18 protein-coding genes are annotated in these 21,422 nt (G+C 73.3%); 7 read left to right on the top strand and 11 right to left on the bottom strand.

Annotated features, from left to right (window positions below; genetic code table 11):
- Positions 1–3: 3 nt before the first annotated feature.
- A complete protein-coding gene (locus BSL84_RS33160) occupies positions 4–618 on the bottom strand; it encodes a dihydrofolate reductase family protein (protein ID WP_030031395.1) in 615 nt (204 codons plus the stop codon).
- Positions 619–865: 247 nt separating this feature from the next.
- On the opposite strand from BSL84_RS33160, the gene BSL84_RS33155 reads away from it, so the two are divergent.
- Positions 866–2,989, top strand: a complete 2,124-nt coding sequence (locus BSL84_RS33155) for an MMPL family transporter (protein WP_037664266.1) — start codon at positions 866–868, stop codon at positions 2,987–2,989.
- On the opposite strand, the gene BSL84_RS33150 is transcribed toward BSL84_RS33155, so the two are convergent.
- The 9 genes from BSL84_RS33150 to BSL84_RS36720 all read right to left on the bottom strand — a co-directional run bounded on the left by BSL84_RS33150 (position 2,990) and on the right by BSL84_RS36720 (position 12,815).
- Entirely contained in the window at positions 2,990–3,682 is a 693-nt protein-coding gene (locus BSL84_RS33150) for an alpha/beta fold hydrolase (protein ID WP_045324011.1), read from the bottom strand.
- Positions 3,683–3,761: 79 nt separating this feature from the next.
- On the bottom strand, positions 3,762–4,583 hold the full coding sequence (locus tag BSL84_RS33145) for a DUF1295 domain-containing protein (RefSeq protein WP_075971866.1): 822 nt from the start codon (positions 4,581–4,583) through the stop codon (positions 3,762–3,764).
- On the bottom strand, positions 4,580–6,031 hold the full coding sequence (locus BSL84_RS33140; protein WP_079273388.1) for an SAM-dependent methyltransferase: 1,452 nt from the start codon (positions 6,029–6,031) through the stop codon (positions 4,580–4,582). The genes BSL84_RS33145 and BSL84_RS33140 overlap by 4 nt, the downstream gene beginning before the upstream one ends.
- On the bottom strand, positions 6,028–6,777 hold the full coding sequence (locus tag BSL84_RS33135) for a DUF1365 domain-containing protein (RefSeq protein WP_045324013.1): 750 nt from the start codon (positions 6,775–6,777) through the stop codon (positions 6,028–6,030). The genes BSL84_RS33140 and BSL84_RS33135 overlap by 4 nt, the downstream gene beginning before the upstream one ends.
- Positions 6,771–8,036: an NAD(P)/FAD-dependent oxidoreductase gene (locus BSL84_RS33130; RefSeq protein ID WP_075971865.1), complete on the bottom strand. Its 1,266-nt coding sequence runs from the start codon at positions 8,034–8,036 to the stop codon at positions 6,771–6,773. Before BSL84_RS33130 ends, BSL84_RS33135 begins: the two co-directional genes overlap by 7 nt.
- 92 nt (positions 8,037–8,128) lie before the next feature.
- Complete coding sequence (locus tag BSL84_RS33125) at positions 8,129–8,881, bottom strand: anti-sigma factor (RefSeq protein WP_045324010.1); 753 nt, start codon at positions 8,879–8,881, stop codon at positions 8,129–8,131.
- The gene (gene sigK, locus BSL84_RS33120; RefSeq protein ID WP_075971864.1) at positions 8,878–9,498 is read right to left on the bottom strand and encodes an ECF RNA polymerase sigma factor SigK; all 621 of its coding nucleotides are present in this window, start codon (positions 9,496–9,498) and stop codon (positions 8,878–8,880) included. Before sigK ends, BSL84_RS33125 begins: the two co-directional genes overlap by 4 nt.
- A gap of 298 nt (positions 9,499–9,796) precedes the next feature.
- Positions 9,797–10,339, bottom strand: a complete 543-nt coding sequence (locus tag BSL84_RS33115) for a hypothetical protein (RefSeq protein WP_075971863.1) — start codon at positions 10,337–10,339, stop codon at positions 9,797–9,799.
- Between the two features lie 217 nt (positions 10,340–10,556).
- The gene (locus tag BSL84_RS36720; RefSeq protein WP_075971862.1) at positions 10,557–12,815 is read right to left on the bottom strand and encodes a DUF6777 domain-containing protein; all 2,259 of its coding nucleotides are present in this window, start codon (positions 12,813–12,815) and stop codon (positions 10,557–10,559) included.
- A 567-nt stretch (positions 12,816–13,382) separates the two neighbouring features.
- On the opposite strand from BSL84_RS36720, the gene BSL84_RS33105 reads away from it, so the two are divergent.
- From BSL84_RS33105 to BSL84_RS33080, 6 genes are all read left to right on the top strand, one after another.
- Positions 13,383–13,949, top strand: coding sequence for a TetR/AcrR family transcriptional regulator (locus tag BSL84_RS33105; protein ID WP_075971861.1), 567 nt, complete (start codon positions 13,383–13,385; stop codon positions 13,947–13,949).
- A gap of 83 nt (positions 13,950–14,032) precedes the next feature.
- Positions 14,033–15,514 carry an MFS transporter gene (locus tag BSL84_RS33100; RefSeq protein WP_075971860.1) on the top strand — a complete coding sequence of 494 codons (1,482 nt, stop codon included), beginning with the start codon at positions 14,033–14,035 and terminating at the stop codon, positions 15,512–15,514.
- A gap of 28 nt (positions 15,515–15,542) precedes the next feature.
- Positions 15,543–16,037 carry an SRPBCC family protein gene (locus BSL84_RS33095; protein WP_075971859.1) on the top strand — a complete coding sequence of 165 codons (495 nt, stop codon included), beginning with the start codon at positions 15,543–15,545 and terminating at the stop codon, positions 16,035–16,037.
- Positions 16,038–16,106: 69 nt separating this feature from the next.
- Positions 16,107–17,489 carry a carotenoid oxygenase family protein gene (locus BSL84_RS33090; protein WP_030036158.1) on the top strand — a complete coding sequence of 461 codons (1,383 nt, stop codon included), beginning with the start codon at positions 16,107–16,109 and terminating at the stop codon, positions 17,487–17,489.
- 89 nt (positions 17,490–17,578) lie between these two features.
- Entirely contained in the window at positions 17,579–18,175 is a 597-nt protein-coding gene (locus BSL84_RS33085; RefSeq protein WP_075971858.1) for a PadR family transcriptional regulator, read from the top strand.
- A gap of 93 nt (positions 18,176–18,268) precedes the next feature.
- Positions 18,269–19,999, top strand: a complete 1,731-nt coding sequence (locus BSL84_RS33080; RefSeq protein ID WP_075971857.1) for an acyl-CoA dehydrogenase family protein — start codon at positions 18,269–18,271, stop codon at positions 19,997–19,999.
- A 95-nt stretch (positions 20,000–20,094) separates the two neighbouring features.
- On the opposite strand, the gene BSL84_RS33075 is transcribed toward BSL84_RS33080, so the two are convergent.
- Positions 20,095–21,327 (bottom strand): FAD-dependent oxidoreductase, encoded by a 1,233-nt coding sequence (locus BSL84_RS33075; RefSeq protein WP_075971856.1) that lies wholly within the window; start codon positions 21,325–21,327, stop codon positions 20,095–20,097.
- Positions 21,328–21,422 lie beyond the last annotated feature (95 nt).

Genomic DNA, 21,422 nt, shown 5'->3' with positions numbered 1-21,422 from the left:
GGGCTACTGCTGGGGCAGGTGGGACTTGGCGTCTTCGTACGTCGCCTCGCCGGGCGCGGCGGCCAGGGCGTAGGAGAGGTTCAGCACGCCGGTGCGGAAGGTCTCGGCGGACACCAGCTCAAGCGGGACCGGGGTGGCGTCCTGCTCGAACAGACGCATGCCGGTGCGTACGGCGATCGGGTGGAGGAGGAGGTTCAGCTCGTCCAGGAGCCCGTCGGCGATCAGTCGGCGTACGACGGAGACCGAGCCGCTGATCCACACGGGTGTATCGGCGCCGGGCTCCTCCTTGAGGGCGGCGACTCCCGCGGTGAGGTCGCCGGCGAGCTGTTCGCAGTTGCGCCAGGTGAAGGTGAGCGGGCTGTTGGACACCACGATCTTGCGGGCGTCGCCGAGCACCCTGGCGAACGGCGCGTCCTCCCCGCCGGCTGCCTCCCGTTCGGGCCAGGCGCCCGCGAAGCTGTCGTAGGTTCGGCGTCCGAGCAGCAGGGTGTCGGCGCGGCCGAGGGTGGCGTCGACGGCGGCGCCCATGTCCTCGTCGAAGTAGGGGAAGTGCCACTGGTCGGGTGCCTCGACGACGCCGTCGAGCGAGATGAACAGCTGCGCTTTGATCTTCCTCATGGCGGTCTCCGGGAGCTGGTGGTCGGGGCCGTTGCCGCGTACGGGCCCATCCAAGGGCACGCGGTGGCCGCTACCCGGGGCATTCACCCGCACGGCGGCTGCGTCGGCTCCGGCGCCGTCTCGGAGCAGTCCGTGCGCAGAAAGTGCAACCCGATCGGGTGCTTTCCCGGAAGGGGAGATGAGGCACCGTCGTTGCCATGGACGGTCTTCACCGGCCGACGCACCTGTCAAGACCCGAGGACTCGCCTTGAGAAACACACCCCGCTGGGCCCGCTGGATCGTTCCCCTCGCCCTGCTGCTCGTATGGCTCGGCATCGGCGGGACGCTCGGACCGTACGCGGGGAAGCTGAGCGAGGTCGCCACGAACGACCAGGCGGCGTTCCTGCCGCGGAGTGCCGAGTCGACGAAGGTCATCGAAGCCCGCAAGGCGTTCGAGGGCGCGCAGTCCGTTCCGGCGATCGTGGTGTGGACGGCGGACGGGGCCCGGGTGACGGCCGCGCAGCAGGAGGCGGCGGCCCGGGCCGTCGGGGGTCTGGCCGGCCGGCCCGGGGTCACCGGTCCGCCCTCGCCGGCGGTGGTCTCCGCCGACGGGCTGGCCGTGCAGGCGGTCGTGCCGCTCGCGCCCGACCTGGGCGAGGAGCTTCCGGCGGTGCTGGACGAGGTGCGGGAGGCGGCGCAGCGGGTGCCGGGCACCTCGGTGGGGATCGCCGGGCCGGCGGCCACCCAGGCGGACCTGTCGGACGCGTTCGCGGGGATCGACGGGCTGTTGGTGGGGGTGGCCCTCGGAGCGGTGCTGCTGATCCTGTTGCTGGTCTACCGCAGTGTGCTGCTACCCCTGGTGATCATCGTCAGTGCGGTGTTCGCGCTGGGCCTGGCCTGCGCGGTGGTGTACGCGCTGGCCGACCGGGGCCTGGTCCGCGTGGACGGCCAGGTCCAAGGGATCCTGTCGATCCTGGTGATCGGTGCCTCGACGGACTACGCCCTGCTCGTCGCGGCGCGCTTCCGTGAGGAGCTGGCCGTACGGGGCGACCGGGCGGAGGCGGCGTGGGCCGCCGTGCGCCGGTCGGCGGGGGCGGTCACCGCCAGCGCGGCGACGGTGGCGCTGGGGCTGCTGGCCCTGCTGGCGAGCGATCTGACGAACAACCGGGCGCTCGGGCCGGTGGGTGCGATCGGCATCGTCTGCGCGGTGCTGAGCTCGCTGACCTTCCTGCCGGCGGTGCTGGTGCTGCTGGGCCGCACCGCCTACTGGCCCGCCGTGCCCGGGCCGGCCGACGCCGCGGGCGAGGGGCGCGGCGTGTGGCGCCGGATCGCCGGGCTGATCGACCGGTCGCCGCGGCGCGTGTGGGTGTCCACGTCCGTGCTGCTCGTGGTGCTGGCGGGCTTCTCCCCCGCCCTGTCGTCCAAGGGTGTGCCGCTGGACGAGATCTTCGTCAACGACGCCCCTTCGGTCGGCGCCCAGCAGACCCTCGCGCGGCACTTCCCCGGCGGCTCGGGCAATCCGGCCGTCGTCATCGCGGACGCCGACCGGGCGGCCGAGGTACGGGCGGCCGCCGAGGGCACGGACGGGGTCGCCGCGGTCGTACCGGTCACCGCGGGCGGCCGGCCGGGCGGCCCGGGCGCTCCGCTCGTGGTGGACGGCCGGGTGCGGTTCGACGCCACGCTGGAGGCGGCCGCCGACAGCGACGCCGCGAAGCGGACGGTCGAGCGGCTGCGCGAGCGCGTGCACGCGGTGCCGGGGGCGGACGCGCTCGTCGGGGGTTACACAGCCCAGCAGTTCGACACCCAGCAGACCTCGGCACGCGACCGTACCGTGATCGTCCCGATCGTTCTCGGCATCATCCTGCTGATCCTGATCGCGCTCCTGCGGTCGGTGCTCGTGCCCGTCCTGCTGGTGGCGACGGTCGCGTTGAACTTCCTCGCGACGCTCGGCGTGTCCGCGCTGGTCTTCGGGAACCTCCTGGGCTTCAGCGGCACGGACGCCTCGGTGCCGCTGTACGGGTTCGTTTTCCTGGTCGCCCTCGGCGTCGACTACAACATCTTCCTGATGTCTCGGGTGCGTGAGGAGACCGTCCGCTCGGGCACCCGCGCGGGCGTGCTGCGGGGCCTCGTCACGACGGGCGGGGTCATCACCTCCGCGGGCGTCGTCCTCGCCGCCACCTTCGCCGCGCTGATGGTGATCCCGCTGGCCTTCCTCGTGCAGATCGCCTTCATCGTCGCGTTCGGGGTCCTCCTGGACACCCTCGTCGTGCGCTCCCTGCTGGTGCCGGCCCTCATCGTCGACATCGGGCCGCGCGCCTGGTGGCCCAGCGCGCTGTCCCGACCGGACGGCGGCTCCGGCGCGCGCACCGAGCGGGCGGCGCGGGCCCGGTGATCACCGGGCCGGGGGCCGGTCCGTTCCCGCCGTGTGCCCGGCGGGGTCGGCGGGAGCGGCGAGGCCGGCCGGATACGGGCCGAGTCCCAGGAGCGCCGCCGCGGCTCCGGCCGTGATCCGGTGCCACGGGCCAGCGCCGCCGATCATGGCGTGCCCTCCGCGGGGCATCCGGACGCCGTGGACCCGTGCCCCGGCCTCACGGGCACGCGTGAGGTACGCCCAGGTGTCCGCCGCCCGGGTGACGCGGTCGCTCTCGTCGTGGAGGGCGACGACCGCCCGGGCGCGCAGGTGGGCGGCCGGTTCGTCCGGCGGGCACCAGGGGGCGAGGGCGACAACTCCCACTACCTGCGGGTCTGCGGCGGCGCGCAGGGCGGCTCGGCCGCCCATGGAGTGGCCGACGAGGACGACGGGTACCGGTCCGGCGGCGGCGCGGAGTTCGTCGAGGGCCCGGAGGGTGTCGGCGACCGGATGCGCGTGGCCGCCGTTCCAGCCGCGGTGGCGGTAGCGGACGTGGGCGACGAGCACGTCGGCGTGCGCGGTGGCGCGCGTGACGGCGGTCGCGAACGGCCGCATGCGCAGGGCGGGCAGGTTCAGCCGGGGCGGTGCCTGCAGGGCGTCCGCGCGGCCGCCGTGCAGCAACAGGACGGCGGCTTCGGTCCGCCGCGACAGCCGGTGGCCGCAGGCGGGGACCAGGGCCGGCCCGGACGGCTCCGGGGCGGGCTCCCCGCCCCCGCCGTGTCCGCCTGGGGGCTCCGGTATGGGGTTCACCGGCTCACCTCCTGAGTTCCGAGAGGTCGTGGCGGGGTGGCAGAGGCAGGAACCCGCTCGTGCGGGCAGCGTACTCGGCGTATCCGGGGCGGTCCCCCATGTGCTTCTCCAGCAGGCGTTTGCCGCTGCCGGCGGTCAGCAGCGCCGTCATGACGACCGGGGAGACCAGGAGCGGCAGCGCCGACGTGAGGCTGGTGCAGGCCAGCAGGTACAGGCCCCACCAGACGAGGCAGTCGCCGAAGTAGTTGGGGTGCCGGGTCCAGGCCCACAGGCCGCCGTCCATGATGCGGCCCCGGTTGGCCGGGTCCTCCCTGAACCGGGCCAGCTGATGGTCGCCCACCGCCTCGAAGCCGACTCCCGCGGCCCACACGGCGAGCCCGAGCACTCCGAGGACTCCCACCGGGGCGTCCGCGTACGAGGCGGCCTGGACGGGCAGGGAGACCAGCCAGACCAGCGCGGCCTGGAGGAGGTAGACGGTGCGCAGCGCGTACCAGGTCCGGTTTCCGCGTGCCTGGTCGAGGAGGGCGGTGTAGCGCGGGTCCTCTCCGTGGCCGCGGGAGCGCCATGCGAGGTGCGCGGACAGCCTCAGGCCCCACACGACGGTCGCGGCGGCGACCAGCAGCCGCCTTTCGGGGTCTCCGTGTCCGGCGGACAGCAGGTAGGTGGTGACGGCCACACCGCTGAAGGCGAGGCCCCAGGCGATGTCGGCGACGCGGTGCAGGCGCAGGTGCGTGCCGATGGCGAACGCGGTGAGCAGTACGGCCGTCGCGACGGCCGCGCCGGCGGCGAGGCCGGCGCCGAGGGCGTGCCACGCGGTGCCGTTCACGGCCGTGCCGCCCTCGGGGGCTTCTCGGCGAGGGCGATCTGGCGGACGTCCAGGTAGCGGGAGCGGAAGCCGGCTTCCGAGTAGGCCAGGTAGAACTCCCACATCCGCTGGAAGACGGTGTCGAAACCGAGGTCGGTGACGGTCTGCCGGTTCGCGGTGAAACGCTCCCGCCACAGGCGCAGGGTCTGCGCGTAGTGCTCGACGAATCCCTCGTCGGACACCATGCGCAGGCCGGCCGCCGCCGCGTGTTCGGCAATGGCGCGGCGGGAGGGGATCACACCGCCGGGGAAGACGTACTTGCTGATCCAGGTGCGGGTGGCGGCGGTGTTGCGCATCTGCCGGTGTCCCATGGTGATCGTCTGGAGGGCGACGCGGCCTCCGGGCCGGAGTGCACCGCGCAGGGCTGCGAAATAGGAGGGCCAGTACTCGGCGCCGACCGCCTCGATCATCTCGACGCTGACGACGGCGTCGTAGCGGCCTTCGGCGTCCCGGTAGTCGCGCAGTTGGACGTCGACGCGGTCGGTGAGTCCGGCGGCGTGGATCCGGGCGCGGGCGAGCTCGGCCTGTTCGGCGGAGAGGGTGAGGGTGGTGACGCGTGCGCCGCGGGCGGCGGCGCGCAGGGCCAGCTCTCCCCAACCGGTCCCGATCTCCAGGAGTTCGGTGCCGTCCGTGACGTGCGCGAGGTCCAGGAGGCGGTCGATCTTGCGCTGTTGGGCGGCGGGGAGGTCTTCGGACCGGGCGGGGAAGACGCTGAAGACGGCGGAGGAATAGGTCAGGGTCGGATCGAGAAAGGCCGCGAACAGGTCGTTGGACAGGTCGTAGTGGTGGTGGATGTTCCGGCGTGCGCCGCTGCGGGTGTTGCGGTCGCGGCGGGGGCGGGACGGCGCCCACAGCGGACGCAGTCCCCGCAGCCGGGCCGGGACGAGGTCGTCGACGTGGGTGGCGAGGACGGTCAGCAGGCCGGTCAGGTCACCGCTGTCCCATTCGCCGGCCATGTAGGACTCGCCGAAGCCGATCAGGCCGTCGCGTCCGATGCGCCGGAAGAAGGCCTCCGGGTCGTGGATGGTGATGTCCGGGCGGCATCGGGTGGCGGAGCGGCCGCCGGCGGTGCCGGGGTTGACGTCCAGCGGCAGCCTGTCCAGGGCCCGGCCCACCAGGTGGGCGGCGACCGCGGTCCGGGCGCGCCGGGCGGGCGGCAGCCGGGCCACGTCCGGCCAGCGGGCGGCGGAGACCTGACCTCGGATCACGGCGCCGGGGTCGGGTGTCCGGGGCTCGGGCTCGGGTTCGCCTTCGGGTTCGGACGGGAGCGGCCCCCGGTCGGACGGGCGTACCTGGTGGTCGGCGGTCCGGGGGTGGTCGTCGGGCGTCCGGTGGTGGTCGTGTGGGGTCCGGTGGCGGTCGTGGGCTGTCCGGAGCTGGTGGTCTGGCCTGGTGGCGGGGCGGGTCACGGAACCATTCCCTTCTGCGGGGTGTGCCGGGGGCGGGGCTGTACGGGCAGGCCTTTAAGGAGCAGGCGGATGCCGTGGAGGCGGATCCCCGCCCACACGGCGGCGGTCGACCAGGGCCGGCGGGCGGCGGCCCGTAGGAGGCCGCGGGCCGTTGCGGGCCGGGCGCGTCCGCGCACGGTGGCGGTGAACGGCCGGCCGGCCTCGGTGTCGAGGTGCACGGTCAGGTGGAGGCGGTCCTCGGGGAGCGGCAGGCGCATCCGGTAGTGGCCCTCGACCGGGAAGAAGGGGGAGACGTAGAACCGCTTCTCCGCCCTCGCCCGGCCGCCCGCGTCGGGGTGCAGCAGGTAGCAGTGCCGCTGCCCGTACGTGTTGTGGACCTCGGCGACGACGCACACCAGGGATCCGGAGGCGTCGTGGCACCAGTACACGCTGAGGGGGTTGAAGACGAATCCGAGGACGCGGGCGTGGGCGAGCATCATCACGCGCCCGCCCTCGATGTCGATGTCGCGGGACGCGAGGAACTCCTCCAGGCCGGCACGGATCGTGGGTGCCCGGCCGGCGAAGTGGTCACGCGGGTCGAACCGGGCGAGCGGGCGCAGCGCGCCGGGCAGGGCCGGGAGCCGGTCGAGGTCCACGCACCACAGGTAGGTGCGGTGCCGGACGTCGTGGCGCAGGGGTGCGGTACGGGTGTGGACGACCAGGCATTCGTACAGCGCGGCGGCGGGTGCCGCTGCCCGGGTCACCAGCGCACCCCCAGGGCGCGGGCGGCTGCCACGCCGGAGCGGCAGCCGTCCTCGTGGAAGCCCCAGCCCTGCCACGCTCCGGCGTACGCGGTCACGCCGGTGTTCAGGAGCGGCAGTTCCTTCTGCGCCGCGACCGAGGCGGGCGTGTGGACGGGGTGTTCGTAGAGCATGCGGCGCACCACCCGGCCGGGGTCGACGCGGTCGTCGGCTCCGAGGGTCACCACGTAGTCGGCGCCGTCGGGCAGGTTCTGCAGGCGCTTCATGTCGTAGCTGACGCGGACGGCTTCGGCGGAGGGGGCGCAGTCCGGCAGGTGGTAGTTCCAGCAGGCGCGGGCGCGGGGCGAGCGGGGCAGCAGGCTCGTGTCGGTGTGCAGGACCGTGGGGTTGGGTGCGTAGGTGAAGGCGCCGAGGAGCCGGCGTTCGTCCGGGGTGGGGTCGGCGAGCAGGCGCAGGGCCTGGTCGGGGTGGGTGGCGATCACGACGGCGTCGTAGCCGTCGGTGGCGCCGTTCTCGGTGGATATCCAGGCGCCGGAGCCGCGGGCGGCCCGGTGGACGGTACGCACGGGACTGGAGGTGCGGACGCGGTGCACGCTCTTGGCCACGGCCTCGACGTAGGCGGCCGACCCGCCGGTGACGGTCTTCCACTGCGGGGAGCCCGTGACCGACAGGAGGCCGTGGTGCCGGAGGAAGGTGAAGAGGTGCGCGGCCGGGTAGGACAGTGCGGTGCGTGCGGGGCACGACCACACCGCGGAGACCAGCGGGAGGGCGAAATGGCTGACGAAGTACGGGGAGAAGCGGCCTTCGCGGAGGAAGTCGCCCAGGGTGACGTGGTGGGAGGGCGGGTCGGCGAGCAGCCGGAGGGCCCTGCGGTGGAAGACGGGTACCTGGGCCAGCAGGCGCAGGTAGCGGCCGCGCAGCGCCGCCCGGCCGGTGAGCAGGCCGGCCGGGCCGCGGGCGCCCGCGTACTCCAGGCCGCAGCCGTCGCACCGTACCGACATGCTCATCTCGGCGTCCTGGGTGGTGATTCCCAGCTCGCGGAAGAGCCGTAGCAGGGTCGGATAGGTGCGCTCGTTGTGGACGATGAATCCCGAGTCCACACCCATGGGCCGCCCGTCCGGGCCGGAGAACTCATGGGTGTGGGCGTGGCCGCCGAGGCGGCCGTCGGCCTCGTAGAGGGTGACCTCGTACGAGCGCGCCAGGACGTGGGCGGCCGTCAGGCCCGCGACCCCGGCGCCGATCACCGCCGCTTTCCGGTGTTCCACCTCAGCACTCCCGCCACTCAACGCGCCGCCGGGTGCGGTCGCTCACCCCTACTTCGCAGCAGAGGGGCGGGGGGATTGGTGGAAGGTGGCCGTCAGGTGGGCAGGGTGATCAGGAGCAGGGGGGCGGAGGTGGGGCGGCGGGATCCCCCGGCCGGTTCGACGGTGAGTCCGAGGGCACCGGCGCCGGCGGTGTCCCCGTCGACGAGGACCGTGCCGTCCTGGCGGATGAACCCGGCCGGGCGCATCGTCCCGTCGTGGTCGAGCCAGAGCTGGTAGGTCGTGCCGGGGGCGGGTGCGGGCAGTCCGGCGGCGGTGAAGACGGCCCTGTTCTGCCGCTTGGAGGCGACGACGGTGGTGGCCGCTCCGTTGCTGGCCCGGCCGTGGGCGGCGCGGGCGTCGGGCGCGGCCAGGACGGTGCTGACGTCGTCGAGGCGCTGCTCGGCCTGGGCGGCCCGCTGCCGGTGCTGCTCGATGTGCTGGTTCTGCCAGGCGGCCAGGCCGGCGAACGACGCGGCCGCCACCACGCTGGCGGCCAGCGCCAGGGGAACCGCCCGGCGCCGCAGTGCGCTGCCGACCGTCACGCTCGGCGCGGTGTGGGGGACGCGCGGGGGCAGTTGGCGTACTCCGTCGACCGCGGCCATGACGTGGTGCTTCAGCGCGGTCGGCGGGTACTCCGCCGCGGCGTCCGCCAGGCGCGCGGCGGTCGCCTCGAACTCGGCCACCTCGTCGCGGCACGCCTGGCAGTGCGGCAGGTGGTCGGTGAACGCCTTCCGCTCGGCGGGGTCGAGGGCGTTGAGGGCGTAGGCGGCGGCGAGGGTGTGGACGTCGGAGTGGTGTTGCTTCATGTGGTCACCCCCATGCAGTCGCGGAGCCGGATCAGCCCGTCGCGCATGCGTGTCTTGACGGTCGGCAGCGGCGTGCGCAGGGCTTCGGCGACCTCACGGTAGGTCAGGCCGCGGTAGTAGGCCAAAGTCACTGCCTGGCGCTGGAGTTCGGTCAGGCCGCGCATGCAGCGGCGTACCTGCTCGCTCTCCAGGCGGGTCTCGACCTGCTCGGAGACCTCGTCGAACGCGGTCTGGTGCTCGCGCGCCGCCTGGGCCTGTTCCCGGTCGGCGGACGCCTGGGCGGAGCGGACCCGGTCCACGGCCCGCCGGTGGGCGATCGTCGCCGCCCACGCGGTGACGCTGCCGTGGTCGGCCCGGTAGCGGGCGGCCTGCCGCCACAGGTCGATCATGACCTCCTGTGCGACCTCCTCCGACTGGGCCCGGTCGCGTACGACTCTGACCACGATGCCGAACACCATGGGTGCGAGCGCGTCGTAGAGCACGGAGAAAGCGTGTTTGTCGCCGTGCGCCACCTCGTCCATGACCTCGCAGAGGTCGCTGCGGCCGGCGTGACTGGCACGGCCGGTGCGGCCGGTGCGGCCGGTGCGGCCTGGGCCGAACGGGAGTGGGTGGTTCACAGGGCGGGCTCCGGCTGCGGCGACGGGGCGTAGGGGCAGCGGCCGGTGCCGGCCTGCCGGGGGCGGGGTGTCCGTCGCATGGTGGTCCTTGTCCTTGTCCTTGCCCTGTTACGTGGAACCGGGCCGTCGGGGGCTCAGAGGGTTCTTCGTAGCGCAAGTGCGTGCGGATGGCCGGATTTTTGGCAAACGGAGCAGATGAGCGTGCCGGCGCAGCTTCTGGGTAAGGGGGGCGCGCCGGGTGGATCGGCGGGGGTTCCGGGGCCGTGGCTCCGGAACCCCCGCCGGGCCGGGGGCGGGGCTACCACTTGTCGTGGCAGTTCCAGTGCCCGGGCACCCAGTGGCTCACCGGGTGGCCGGGCACCCAGTGCTGCTTCCAGTAGCCCTTGCTCCACCAGCCGTCGTGCCACCTGCCGTGGTGGTCCCGGTGGCCGGGGAGCCAACTGCCCGGGTGCCACTTGGCTTCCCAGTGACCCTTGCCCCACTTGCCGGTGACCCAGTGGCCCTTGACCCAGCTGCACCGGTCGTGGTGGTCACGGCGGTCCCAGCGGTCGTGGCGGTCGTGGCGGTTGTGGCGGTCCCAGTGGTCGTCCCGGTTGCGGTCACGGTCGTGATCGTGGTCACGGTCGCGGTCGTTGGTGCTGGTGCTGGTGCTGGTGCTGGTGCTGGTGCTGGTGGGCATCGAGTTCGCCGTCGCCGGGGCGGCGTTCGCCGTACCGGACAGGCCCAGCAGCGAGCCGCCTGCCAGCAGCCCGGTGGATGCGACTGAGACGGCCACGCGCTTGACGTTCGTCGAAGCGGTCATCTGGCTCGCCTCCTCCCTTTCGTCGAACAGGTTCGTCATGCATTCGGCTTCGTCTGCTCCTTCACCATCTGGAGCGTCACCACGGATTCGTGACGAACGGAGTGAAGGATTGCCAAGACTTTCAAACCTCCATATCTCTCCCTTCGGAGTGCGTGCCGTGAACCCTGTCGCCGCTGCTCGGACCGTGTTGCACTCGCCGCCGGTTCGGGGACCTGGTACGGGAGTGACACCGGCCTCGGCCTCGGCATGCAGGGCGCTACCTGAGCAGCGGCTGGTCCTCCCGGCTCCCCGAATCCCCGGTTCTGCTCGGCTGCTGTTGCGTACCGCCGCCGACAGGGCCGTCCTGGACCCGCTTGCTCCCGGGTCCAGGACCGTCCCGGCCGGTCTCACGGCTCTGGTCTCCGCCGCCCGTCTCCTGGGCGGGCGCCTGCCCCGAGCCCGGCCCCTGTCCCCCGCCCTGGACCTTGCCGCTGCCGTTGCCCGCCTCGTGGCCGGGCGCCTTGCCGGTGCCGTCGCCGGGGCCGGGATCGGGTGCCTTGCCCGTGCTCTGGCCGGGCGCCTTGCCCGTGCCCTGGCCGGGCGCCTTGCCCGAGCCCTCGCCGGTACCGCTGCCGGGCGCCTTGCCCGAACCGCCGCCGGGCTCCTGACCGGGGGTCTTGTCCGTGCTCTGGCCGTTACCCGTACCCGTGCCGTGGCCGGGCGCCTTGCCCGTGCCCTGGCCCGGCGCCTTGCCCGAATCCTTGCCGGGGGTGCCTCCGGGCTCCGGCGGCACCTTCCCGGGCGGCCGGCTCGACCCCTGGCCGCCGGAGCCCGGCTCCTGCCGTCCGGGAGTGGTCTCCGGGTCCTTGCCCTGGCCGGTGCCCGATCCCTGACCCGGCGCCCGGCCCTCGCCCTTGCCTTTGCCGGATTCCTGACCGGGCGCCTTGCCCGTGCCCTTCTCCGGCACCCCGCCGGGTACCCGGTCCGACCCCTGGCCGGTGCCCGGCTCCTGGCCCGGTTCCTGGCCGGGGGACTTGCCCGGGCCCGATTCTGAATCCTGTCCGGGCGCCTTGCCGGGAACGCCCGCGGGATCGCGGCCTGGCTTCTCGCCCTGGCCCGTTCCCGGATCCTTCGCCGGTGTCTCGTCCGGCGCCTTGCCGGGGTCCTTCCCCTGGCCCGTGCCCGATTCCCGGTCCCGCGCCTTGCCGGGTCGCTTGCCGGGATCTCGGCCGGATCCCTGGTCCCGTTCCCCGCCTGGAACCGTCCCGGGCGGACTGCCAGGGCTTTGCTCCTTCGCCGGAGCCTCCTGCGGGGCCTTGCCCGGGGCCTTGTCCGGAGTTGTGTCCGGGGCCTTCTCCGGAGCCGTGTCCGGGGCCTTCTCCGGAGCCTTCTCCGGAGCTGTGTCCGGGGCCTTCTCCGGAGCTTTGTCCGGGGCCTTCTCAGGGGCCTTCTCAGGGGCCTTCTCCGGAGCTTTGTCCGGCGGCGCCTTGCCGGGTTCCCTGCCGTGGTCCGGGCCCCGTTCGTGCGGAGACTCGTCCCGTGTCGTGTCAGGCCGCTTCGGGGCGTCCTTCTGCGGAGCCTGCTGCTTGTCCCCGTGGTGCTGCCCGCCGGGCTCCTGGGCCGGCTCGGGGTTGCGGCCGGGCGCAACCCCCGGCGCCGGTTCAGGCGCGCGGTCCGGGCTCTTCGCCGGCTCCCGGGGCTTCGTGTCAGCGTCGCCGGGGCTCGTCCGGGCCGATCCCTGGTGGGCCGGCGGCAGTGCCGGGTACGACGAGCCGGCCGGCTGGCTCGGCGGCGGCTCCACCTCGCGGTCGGACCGGCCCCCTGCGGCGCCGCTCGGGCGCTGGTACCAGCTCTTGCGCGCCGGGTCGAAGACCGTGACCGTCTTCACCGGCTTCGCCGCGGGCTTGACCGCCACCAGCTCGGCGGACCGGAACGAGGACCACTCCGTACCGCTGATCCTGGGCTTGCCGCGGACCGCGACCGGCGGCGTCAGCGGGTTTCCGCAGGCACACCGGACCCTGGGGACGCCATGTCCGTCGACCAGGACCGACGTACCGGCCTGCAGGATCGCCTGATAGCCCGTGGGCGCGTCGTTCCTGTACCCGTGGTTGGTGACCCGGGTGTCCCAGCCCAGCCGGACCGGCGTGAGCGACCGCAGATAGGAGGGGATCCCGGCCTGCCGGACGCCCAGGGTGGCGGCGAAGGCACCGCCCTTGTCCGCGTGCTCAGCGAGGAACTTGATCTGCTTTTCCACGTCACAGCTCGCGACGTTCCGCGTGCCGCCGTACAGGCCCGGGTGTCCGCCGTCGACTTCGAGGGTGCGCGCGCCGCCCGTACCGCCCTGGACCGTCCCGGCCGTCGCGGGCGCGGCCACGGCCTGCTCCGGTTCAACGGCCGTCGACGGGGTGAAGGGATCCGGCCCGGCAGCCGCGGCGGCCTCCAGGAAGACCTCGCCGCCGGCCGCGGTGTTGCCTCCCAGCACCGTGAAGCTGACGACGGCCGCCGAGACGACGACGGCCGCGGTGCTCGCACTCACCACGGTCCTGCGTGACCGCCAGCGGGACCTCGGCCGCCGTTCCCCGTTCCCGCCCGCGGGCGGCGCGGAAGGCTCCGTCGGTTGGGACGGCGGCGGAGGCGGGGGCGGCACCGGCGGCGGAGCCTCCGGTGGAGGCGCGGGCTGCGGCTGCGCCCCCCGGCCCGACAGCGGGCCGGGCGGGGGGCCCGAGGGGTGCTCGGAAGACGAAGAGGGCATGGAACTCACGACACTCGCCCCCTGTCACAGGGCACTGGGACAACGATGGTGACTCGCATGCGCTCGCTCCTTCTGGCCGTCAACGCCTCCACATCCCGGAGGGGATCCTCGAAACCGTGCCGCGATGCCGAAGTCGCCGAAGGGACGGTCCCGGGCGGGGCCGTCCGATCACCCGCGGCATCGATGGGGCCACGTTGTGGGTGTGAACCCGTACGTCGAGTAGGCCGCCCGCCCCCGCGCCGCGTCATGTCGCGACCTTTCGGGACTTGACACGACCAGTGGACGCCGGGCCGCCCGTCCCCGTCGGCGAAAGGCATTGACTCCCACGAGTGTGAGTGGTTTATTACTCACATGAACACGGAACGACGACGCCAGCTCTCCTCGGCCGAAGAGCGCCGCGAGACCGTCCTGGGGACGGCCATCGGAGCCTTCGCCGCCCGCGGCTACTTCGGCACGACGACCACCGAGGTGGCCAAGGCCGCCGGGATCTCCCAGGCCTACGTCTACCGGCTGTTCCCGAACAAGGAGGCACTCTTCACCGCCGTCGTCGAGCGCTGCTTCACCCGCGTGCGCACCAGCCTCGAAGAGGGCGCGGCCCAGGCGCAGGGAAGCAGCCCCGAGGCCGTCCTGCACACCATGGGCGACACGTACGCCCGCCTGATCGCCGACAAAGACCTGCTCCTCGTCCTGACCCACGCCCAGGCCGCGGCCGTCTCCGAGACGGCCGTACGCGAGGCGGTGCGCGCCGGCTACGCCCGAATGGTGGAGTACGTGCGCGGCGCGTCGGGCGCGGCGGAGGCAGACGTCCAGCAGTTCTTCGCGACCGGCATGCTCTGCCACCTCCTGGTGTCGCTGGACGCGCACGAGGTGGACGCACCCTGGTCCCGGACGCTTGCGGACGGCATCCGGCACTACTAGTGCTACGGCCCGGCGGACCCACACGGTCCGCCCTTCTTTCGGACCCAAGAGTGAGTGGTCAACCACACACAGGAGATCGCAGCATGGACGCCACACCGCCCGACCGCCGAACCCCCGCTCCCGCCGCCGCGGCCCTGGTGGCGCTCGCCGCCGCCCAGTTCGCGGTCACCCTCAGCACGTCGATCGTGAACGTCGCCCTCCCCGCCGTGCGCGACGGGGTCGGCCTGTCCGACGCGGGCATGTCCTGGGTCGTCAACGCGTACGGCCTCGCCTTCGGCGCGCTGCTCCTGCTCGGCGGCCGGGCGGCGGACCTTCTCGGGCGGCGCCGCGTACTGACGGCCGGCCTCGCCGTCTTCACCGTGGCGGCCGTCGCCGCAGGGCTGGCGAGCACGCCCTGGATGCTCGTCACCGCCCGCACGGCGCAGGGGGTCGGTGCCGCGGCGATCGCCCCCGCCGCACTGTCCCTGGTCATGCGGCTCCACCCGCCCGGCACCGCCCGCGCCAGGGCCCTCGGGGTGTGGGGCGCCGTCTCCGGCGCGGGCGGCGCGGCCGGGGTCGTGCTCGGCGGCGTACTGACCGAAGGCCCCGGCTGGCCCTGGGTGTTCCACGCCTCCGGCGTCGGCGCGGCGGTGGTCCTGGCCGCCACCCTGCGGCTCGTACCCGCCGACCGGAAGGAGGACGCCGAGCCCCGCTCACGTCTCGACGCGACCGGAGCCCTCACCGTCACCTCCGGGCTGGTCGCGCTCGTCTTCGGGCTCACGGCCGCGGGCCGCTCCGGCTGGACCGACCCCCTCGTCCTCGGCTCCTTCGGAGCGGCGGCCGTGCTGCTCACCCTCTTCGTGCGGCTCGAACGGCGCCACCCGGCGCCGCTCCTGCCGCCGAGGCTCCTCACCCGCGGCGCCGCGGGTCCCGCCAACCTCGTCATGGCGCTGCTCGGTGCGGTCTGGGTCGGCCTGTTCTTCTTCCTCCCCCTCTATCAGCAACAGGTGCTCGGCGCGAGCGCCTTGGAAGCGGGCCTGTCCCAACTGCCGCTCGCCGCGGCGAACATGATCGGCTCGGGACTGGCGCCTGTCCTCGCCCGCCGCATCGGCCCGCACCGCACCCTCCTCGCGGGCCTGGCGGTCCAGGCCGCCGGATTCCTGTGGCTGGCCCGGATTCCGGCCGACGGCACCTTCCTCGTCCACCTGCTCGGCCCCGTCCTCCTCGTCGGCGCCGGCCTCGGCACGACCTTCGTCCAGCTCACCGGAGCGGCTGTGGACGGGGTGGAGCCCGCCGACGCGGGAGTGGCCGGCGGCCTGGTCAACACCACCCGCCAGGTCGGCGGCGCCGTCGGCCTCGCCGTGCTGGGGACCCTGGCAGCCGCCCGCACCGCCGCCTCCGACCTGCCGCACACCGCGGCCCTCACCGAGGGGTACCGCGCCGCCTTCCTGATGTCAGCCGCCGTCCTCGGCGTCGGGGCGGCCCTCACTCCACTGCTCGCCCGCGGAACCCGCCCGCCGCGGGGAACCGTCCCCGCCGCTCCCCCGCCGCCGACCGCCGTCCGCCCGCCATCCCGCACCCGCTGACCCCACCACCACCGAAGGAGCAACCCCCATGACCACGCACCCCACCGCCGTCGACTCCGAAGCACCGGTCGTCGTCCGCGTCGAAACCACCGTGCACGCCCCGCTCCCGACGGTCTGGAGCCTGCACACGGACATCGCCGCCTGGCCCGACTGGAACACGGACGTGGACCGGGTCGAGTACGCCGGCCCGCTGACCCCCGGCACCGCCTTCCGCTGGCTGACCCACGGCCTGGACATCACCTCCACCGTCCACCAGGTCGTCCCCGGCGAGCGGATCGTTTGGGGCGGCCCGGCACACGGCATCGACGGCATCCACGTCTGGACGTTCCAGGAGACGGCGCCCGGCACCGTGACGGTCCGCACCGAGGAGTCCTGGAGCGGCGCACCCGTCGAGGCCCGGCCTACGGAGATGGAACAGGTGCTGCGGCAGTCGCTGGACGCCTGGCTCGCCGCACTGAAGGTCCGGGCCGAGGCCGAGGCCGCTGCGGCCGCCACCGCCACCACCGCCCCCGAGCGGGACTGATCGCACCCGCTTCCCCAGAAACCACTCACCCACCGTTCCGCTCCGCCGTCCCAGAATCGAGGACCCGCCGTGACCAGCATCCCGAAGCCATATCTGACCGGCCACTACACCCCCGTCACCGACGAGATCACCGCCACCGGACTCACCGTCGAAGGCACCATCCCGCCCGAGCTGTCCGGCAGGCTCATCCGCAACAGCCACAACCCCAAGCCCGGGATCACCCCCACCCACTGGTTCAAGGGCAGCGGCATGGTCCACGGCATCCGCCTGCGCGACGGACGCGCCGAGTGGTACCGCAACCGCTGGGTCCACACCCCCGCCCTCGACGGCGCCCCCTACATGACCGACAAGGGCCCCGACCTCACCGCCAGCACGGCCGGCACCCACGTCATCGAACACGCCGGCCGGCTCCTCGCCCTCAGCGAAGCGGCCCTGCCCTTCGAGCTGACGGCGGACCTGGACACCGTAGGGGCCTACGACTTCGGAGGCAGGCTGACCTCGGCGATGACCGCCCACCCCAAGGAGGACCCGGTCACCGGCGAGCTGCACTTCTTCGCCTCCTCCCCCTTCCCGCCGTACCTGGTCCACCACGTCGCCACCGCCGACGGGCAGGTGCTGGAGAGCCAGGAGGTACCGGGCGCGAGCGCGGCACTCAAACACGACTTCGCCCTCACCGAGCACTACGTGGTGTTCCTGGAGGGCTCCGTGACGTTCGACCCCGCAGAGCGCTCGGGCATCCCGTACAGCTGGGACGACGAGCAGATCTCGCGCATCGGCGTCATGCCGCGCACGGCCGCGGGCGCGGGCGGCGGCGGACGGGCCCGCGAGATCCGCTGGTTCGAGATCGGGCAGGGCTACGGCATGCACTTCGCCAACGCCTACGAGGACCCCCACGGGCGCATCGTCGTCGAGGGCCCGAGCGTGGGCCGGGAGGGCTGGCAGCGCTCCTGGAACTGGTGGGTCGGCGCCGAGGACCGGGGGGCCGAGCCCAACCACGGCTCGCGCAGCACCCGCTGGACCGTCGACCTGGCGGCGGGCGCCGTCAAGGAGGAGGTGACCGACGACCTCACCGTGGAGTTCCCGACCATCAACGACGCCTTCCTCGGCATCGAACACCGCTACCAGTACGCGCTCGCCTTCCCCGACGACATGGGGACGGCCGCCCACACGCTCGTCAAGTACGACCGCTCCACCGGGGCCCGGCAACTGCTGCCGTTCGGTGCCGGGCGGCTTCCCAGCGAGGCCGTGTTCGTACCCGCCGAGGGCGCGGGCGCGTCGCAGGAGGACGCCGGGTACCTGCTGACGGTGGTCAGCGACCTGCACGCGAACGCCTCGCAGCTGCTGGTCCTGGACGCCGGCGACCTGACCGTCCCGCCGGTCGCCACGATCCACCTGCCGCGCCGGGTCCCGGCCATGATCCACGGCTCCTGGATCCCCGACGCCTCCGCGTGAATCCCGCCCCTGGCGGCGCCCGGGTGAGCCGCGTCTCACCTGGGCGCCGCCGCTTGTCCATGCAACGAGTTGCATAGCAGGATCGGGGTATGGCGCTCGAACACGCGATCCTCGTCTCCCTGCTGGAGAAGCCGGGCTCCGGCTATGAGCTGGCCCGCCGCTTCGACCGGTCGATCGGCTACTTCTGGACCGCCACGCACCAGCAGATCTACCGCGTGCTCAAGCGCATGGAGAGCGACGGGCTGCTCGCCGTCCGTACGATCCCGCAGCAGGGCCGGCCGGACAAGAAGGAGTACTCGGCCGCCGGTCCCGGCCGGGCCGCGCTCGCGCGGTGGCTGCACGAGCCGATCGAGCCGGAAAGCCTGCGGCACGACCTCGCCGTGAAGATCCGCGGGGCGGCCTTCGACGACCCGGCGTCCCTGATCCGCGAGGTGGAACGGCACCAGCAGGCCCACCGGGACCGGCTGACGCGCTATCTCGCCGGGGAACTGCGCGACTTCACCGGGCCCGACGCCCCGGCGCCGCTCGACGCCGGCCAGGAACTCCAGCACGTCGTACTGCGCGGGGGCATCGCGCAGGAGCGGATGACGATCGCCTGGCTCGACGACGTCCTGGCCACCCTCCACCGGCTCGGCCGCACCGCGCCGCCCGCACCGCCCGCACCGCCCGCGCCGCCGGCCTCGTAGCCCGCGCGCACCCCCGCCGCCTCCCGCTTCCTCCCCCGCTTCCTCCGCGCACCCGCGCGGACCCGACTCCGACCCCTCGGAAGGTGATCCGCCATGTCCGACCCTCTGCTGTTCCACCCGCACACCTACGACCCGGCGCACTTCGACCCGGAGACCCGCAGGCTGCTGCGCGCGACCGTCGACTGGTTCGAGGCCCGCGGCAAGCGGCGGATCATCGAGGACTACCGCACCCGAGCCTGGCTGGCCGACTTCCTCGCCTTCTCCGCCAAGGAAGGCCTCTTCGCGACGTTCCTGACCCCGGCGGCCGCCGCCGGGGAGGACGAGCCGGACAAGCGCTGGGACACCGCGCGGATCGCCGCCCTCAACGAGATCTTCGGCTTCTACGGTCTCGACTACTGGTACGCCTGGCAGGTGACCATCCTCGGCCTCGGCCCCGTCTGGCAGAGCGACAACGCCGCCGCCCGCGAGCGCGCCGCACAACTGCTGTCGGAGGGCGAGGTGTTCGCCTTCGGCCTGTCCGAGAAGACCCACGGCGCCGACATCTACTCCACCGACATGCTGCTGGAGCCGTCCACCGACGGCTCCGGCGGCTTCCGCGCCAGCGGATCCAAGTACTACATCGGCAACGGCAACGCCGCCGGGCTCGTCTCCGTCTTCGGCCGCCGCACCGACGTCGAAGGCCCGGACGGTTACGTCTTCTTCGCCGCCGACAGCCGCCACCCGGCGTACCGGCTCGTGAAGAACGTCGTCGACTCCTCCAAGTACGTCAGCGAGTTCCGCCTGGAGGACTACCCGGTGTCCGCCGAGGACGTCCTGCACACCGGGCGCGCCGCCTTCGACGCCGCGCTCAACACCGTCAACGTCGGCAAGTTCAACCTCTGCACCGCCTCGATCGGCATCTGCGAGCACGCGATGTACGAGGCCGTCACGCACGCGCACAACCGGATCCTCTACGGCCGGCCCGTCACCGCCTTCCCGCACGTGCGCCGCGAGCTGGCCGACGCCTACGTCCGCCTCGTGGGGATGAAGCTGTTCAGCGACCGCGCCGTCGACTACTTCCGCTCCGCCGGGCCGGACGACCGCCGTTACCTGCTCTTCAACCCGATGACCAAGATGAAGGTCACGACGGAGGGCGAGAAGGTCATCGACCTGATGTGGGACGTGATCGCCGCCAAGGGGTTCGAGAAGGACAACTACTTCGCCCAGGCGGCCGTCGAGATCCGCGGACTGCCCAAGCTGGAGGGCACCGTCCACGTCAACCTCGCGCTGATCCTCAAGTTCATGCGCAACCACCTGCTGGCCCCGGCGGAGTACGAGCCCGTACCGACGCGCCTCGACGCCGCCGACGACGACTTCCTGTTCCGGCAGGGGCCGGCCCGCGGCCTGGGCTCCGTACGCTTCCACGACTGGCGCCCGGCGTACGACTCCTACGCCGCCGTGCCGAACGTGGCGCGCTTCCGCGAACAGGCCGACGCACTGGCCGAGTTCGCGGCGACCATCGCACCCGACGAGGCGCAGGGACGCGACCTCGACTTCCTCCTCTCCGTGGGGCAGCTGTTCGCCCTGGTCGTCCACGGACAGCTGATCCTGGAGCAGGCCCGCCTGACGGACCTGGACGAGTCCGTGCTGGACGAGCTGTTCTCGGTGCTCGTGCGGGACTTCTCCCAGCACGCCGTGGAACTGCACGGCAAGGACTCCAGCACGCCGGAGCAGCAGGCCTGGGCGCTGGCCGCCGTCCGCCGCCCGGTCGTCGACGAGGCCCGCTCGGCCCGTGTGTGGGCCCGGGTCGAGGCCCTGTCCGGCGCGTACGAGATGGCGCAGTAGGACGGGCGTCCCTGCGGTGGTCGCCACGGCAGCGCCGCGGCGACCACCGCAGGGAATCCACCCAAGGGGATTCCGCCGCCGGCGGGCCGGGCGTCTCAGCGGAGTGATTCGGCCGGGGGACGCTCGCGGAGGGCTCCGTAGGCGATGAAGTACGCCGGGATACGGTTCAACCAGGGCGATTCGGTGACGAGTTCCGTCATCCGCTGGGCGCGCCGGGGATCACCGAACGCGGTGCGGCCTTCCAGGATGGGTTCGAAGACCTGGGCGTGGGCCAGTCGTTGGAGCCCCTGGGTCGCCACGGTGGTGGGCCAGCGGCGGAACTGGACCCGGCGTACGTCGTTCAGGCCCACCCTGCCCTCGCGGAGCGGGCGTACGAGGTGGCGGGCCGTGGCGACCGCGTCCTGCACGGCGAGGTTGATGCCGATGCCGCCCACCGGGGACATCGCGTGGGCGGCGTCGCCGATGCACAGCAGACCGGGCCGGTGCCAGCGGCGCAGCCGGTCCAGTCGTACGTCGAGCAGTTTCACCTCGTCCCAGGAGCTGACGGCGTGGCTCCGGTCGGCCAGCCAGGGGGCGGCCTCCGCGAAGCGGTCCATGAAGCGCTCCAGGCCCTCGGCGCGGCGCTCGGCGTCGGTCCCCTTCGGGATGAGCGCCGCGCACTGCCAGTAGTCCCCGCGGTCGATGAGCGCGGTGAAGAACCTGTCGCCCAGACCGCCCACGAGCCCGCTGGGGTCGCTCTCGTGGCGCGGCAGGCGGAACCACCAGGCGTCCATGGGGCACGGGAAGTGCTCCAGGCCGAGTTCGGGCAGTGCCCTGGCCAGTGAGCCGCGGCCGTCGCAGGCAACGGTCAGGGTGGCCCGGAGTTCGCCGGTGGCGCCGTCCGCGGTGCGGTAGCGCACGCCGCGCACCCGTCCGCCCTCGACGAGGAAGCCGGTCGCCTCGGTGTCCATGCGCAGGTGGAAGGCGGGCTCCCGGCGCGCCTCGTCGGCGAGGAGGTCGAGGAGGTCCCACTGGGGCACCATCGCGATGTAGTTGTACTTCCCGGGCAGGGCTCCGATGTTGCCGACGGTGACCAGCGTGCGGTCGGGTCCGATGGGCAGCTGGACGGTGGTGACGCGGCGCTGCGGGAGCCGGGCGAAGCGTTCGGCGAGACCGATGTCGTCGAGCAGTGACAGGGTGGTGGGATGCACGGTGTCGCCGCGGAAGTCGCGCAGGAAGTCACCGTGTTTCTCCAGCACCGACACCTCCACACCGGCACGGGCCAGCAGCAGCGCGAGCACCATTCCCGCCGGGCCGCCCCCCACCACGCAGCAGGTCGTTCGCTCCACGGCAACCACTCCCTTCGCGGAGGTCGGTCGATCCTCCAGGGCACGTATACCCCACCGCGGGCGGCGGCCCGGGCGGGACACTCGCCGGCTGCGCT

The sequence above is a fragment of the Streptomyces sp. TN58 genome (assembly GCF_001941845.1).
Taxonomy (GTDB): domain Bacteria; phylum Actinomycetota; class Actinomycetes; order Streptomycetales; family Streptomycetaceae; genus Streptomyces.
Note: the sequence above shows the minus strand (reverse complement) of the source record. Positions and strands in the feature narration are given on the sequence as shown.

Excerpts from the sequence above, each read along its gene's own strand:
- BSL84_RS33105 (WP_075971861.1), top strand. The coding sequence starts at position 13,383 with ATGAACACGGAACGACGACGCCAGCTCTCCTCGGCCGAAGAGCGCCGC.
- BSL84_RS33085 (WP_075971858.1), top strand. The coding sequence starts at position 17,579 with ATGGCGCTCGAACACGCGATCCTCGTCTCCCTGCTGGAGAAGCCGGGC.
- BSL84_RS33125 (WP_045324010.1), bottom strand. The coding sequence starts at position 8,881 with ATGAAGCAACACCACTCCGACGTCCACACCCTCGCCGCCGCCTACGCC.
- BSL84_RS33100 (WP_075971860.1), top strand. The coding sequence starts at position 14,033 with ATGGACGCCACACCGCCCGACCGCCGAACCCCCGCTCCCGCCGCCGCG.
- BSL84_RS33160 (WP_030031395.1), bottom strand. The coding sequence starts at position 618 with ATGAGGAAGATCAAAGCGCAGCTGTTCATCTCGCTCGACGGCGTCGTC.
- BSL84_RS33095 (WP_075971859.1), top strand. The coding sequence starts at position 15,543 with ATGACCACGCACCCCACCGCCGTCGACTCCGAAGCACCGGTCGTCGTC.
- BSL84_RS33115 (WP_075971863.1), bottom strand. The coding sequence starts at position 10,339 with ATGACGAACCTGTTCGACGAAAGGGAGGAGGCGAGCCAGATGACCGCT.
- BSL84_RS33080 (WP_075971857.1), top strand. The coding sequence starts at position 18,269 with ATGTCCGACCCTCTGCTGTTCCACCCGCACACCTACGACCCGGCGCAC.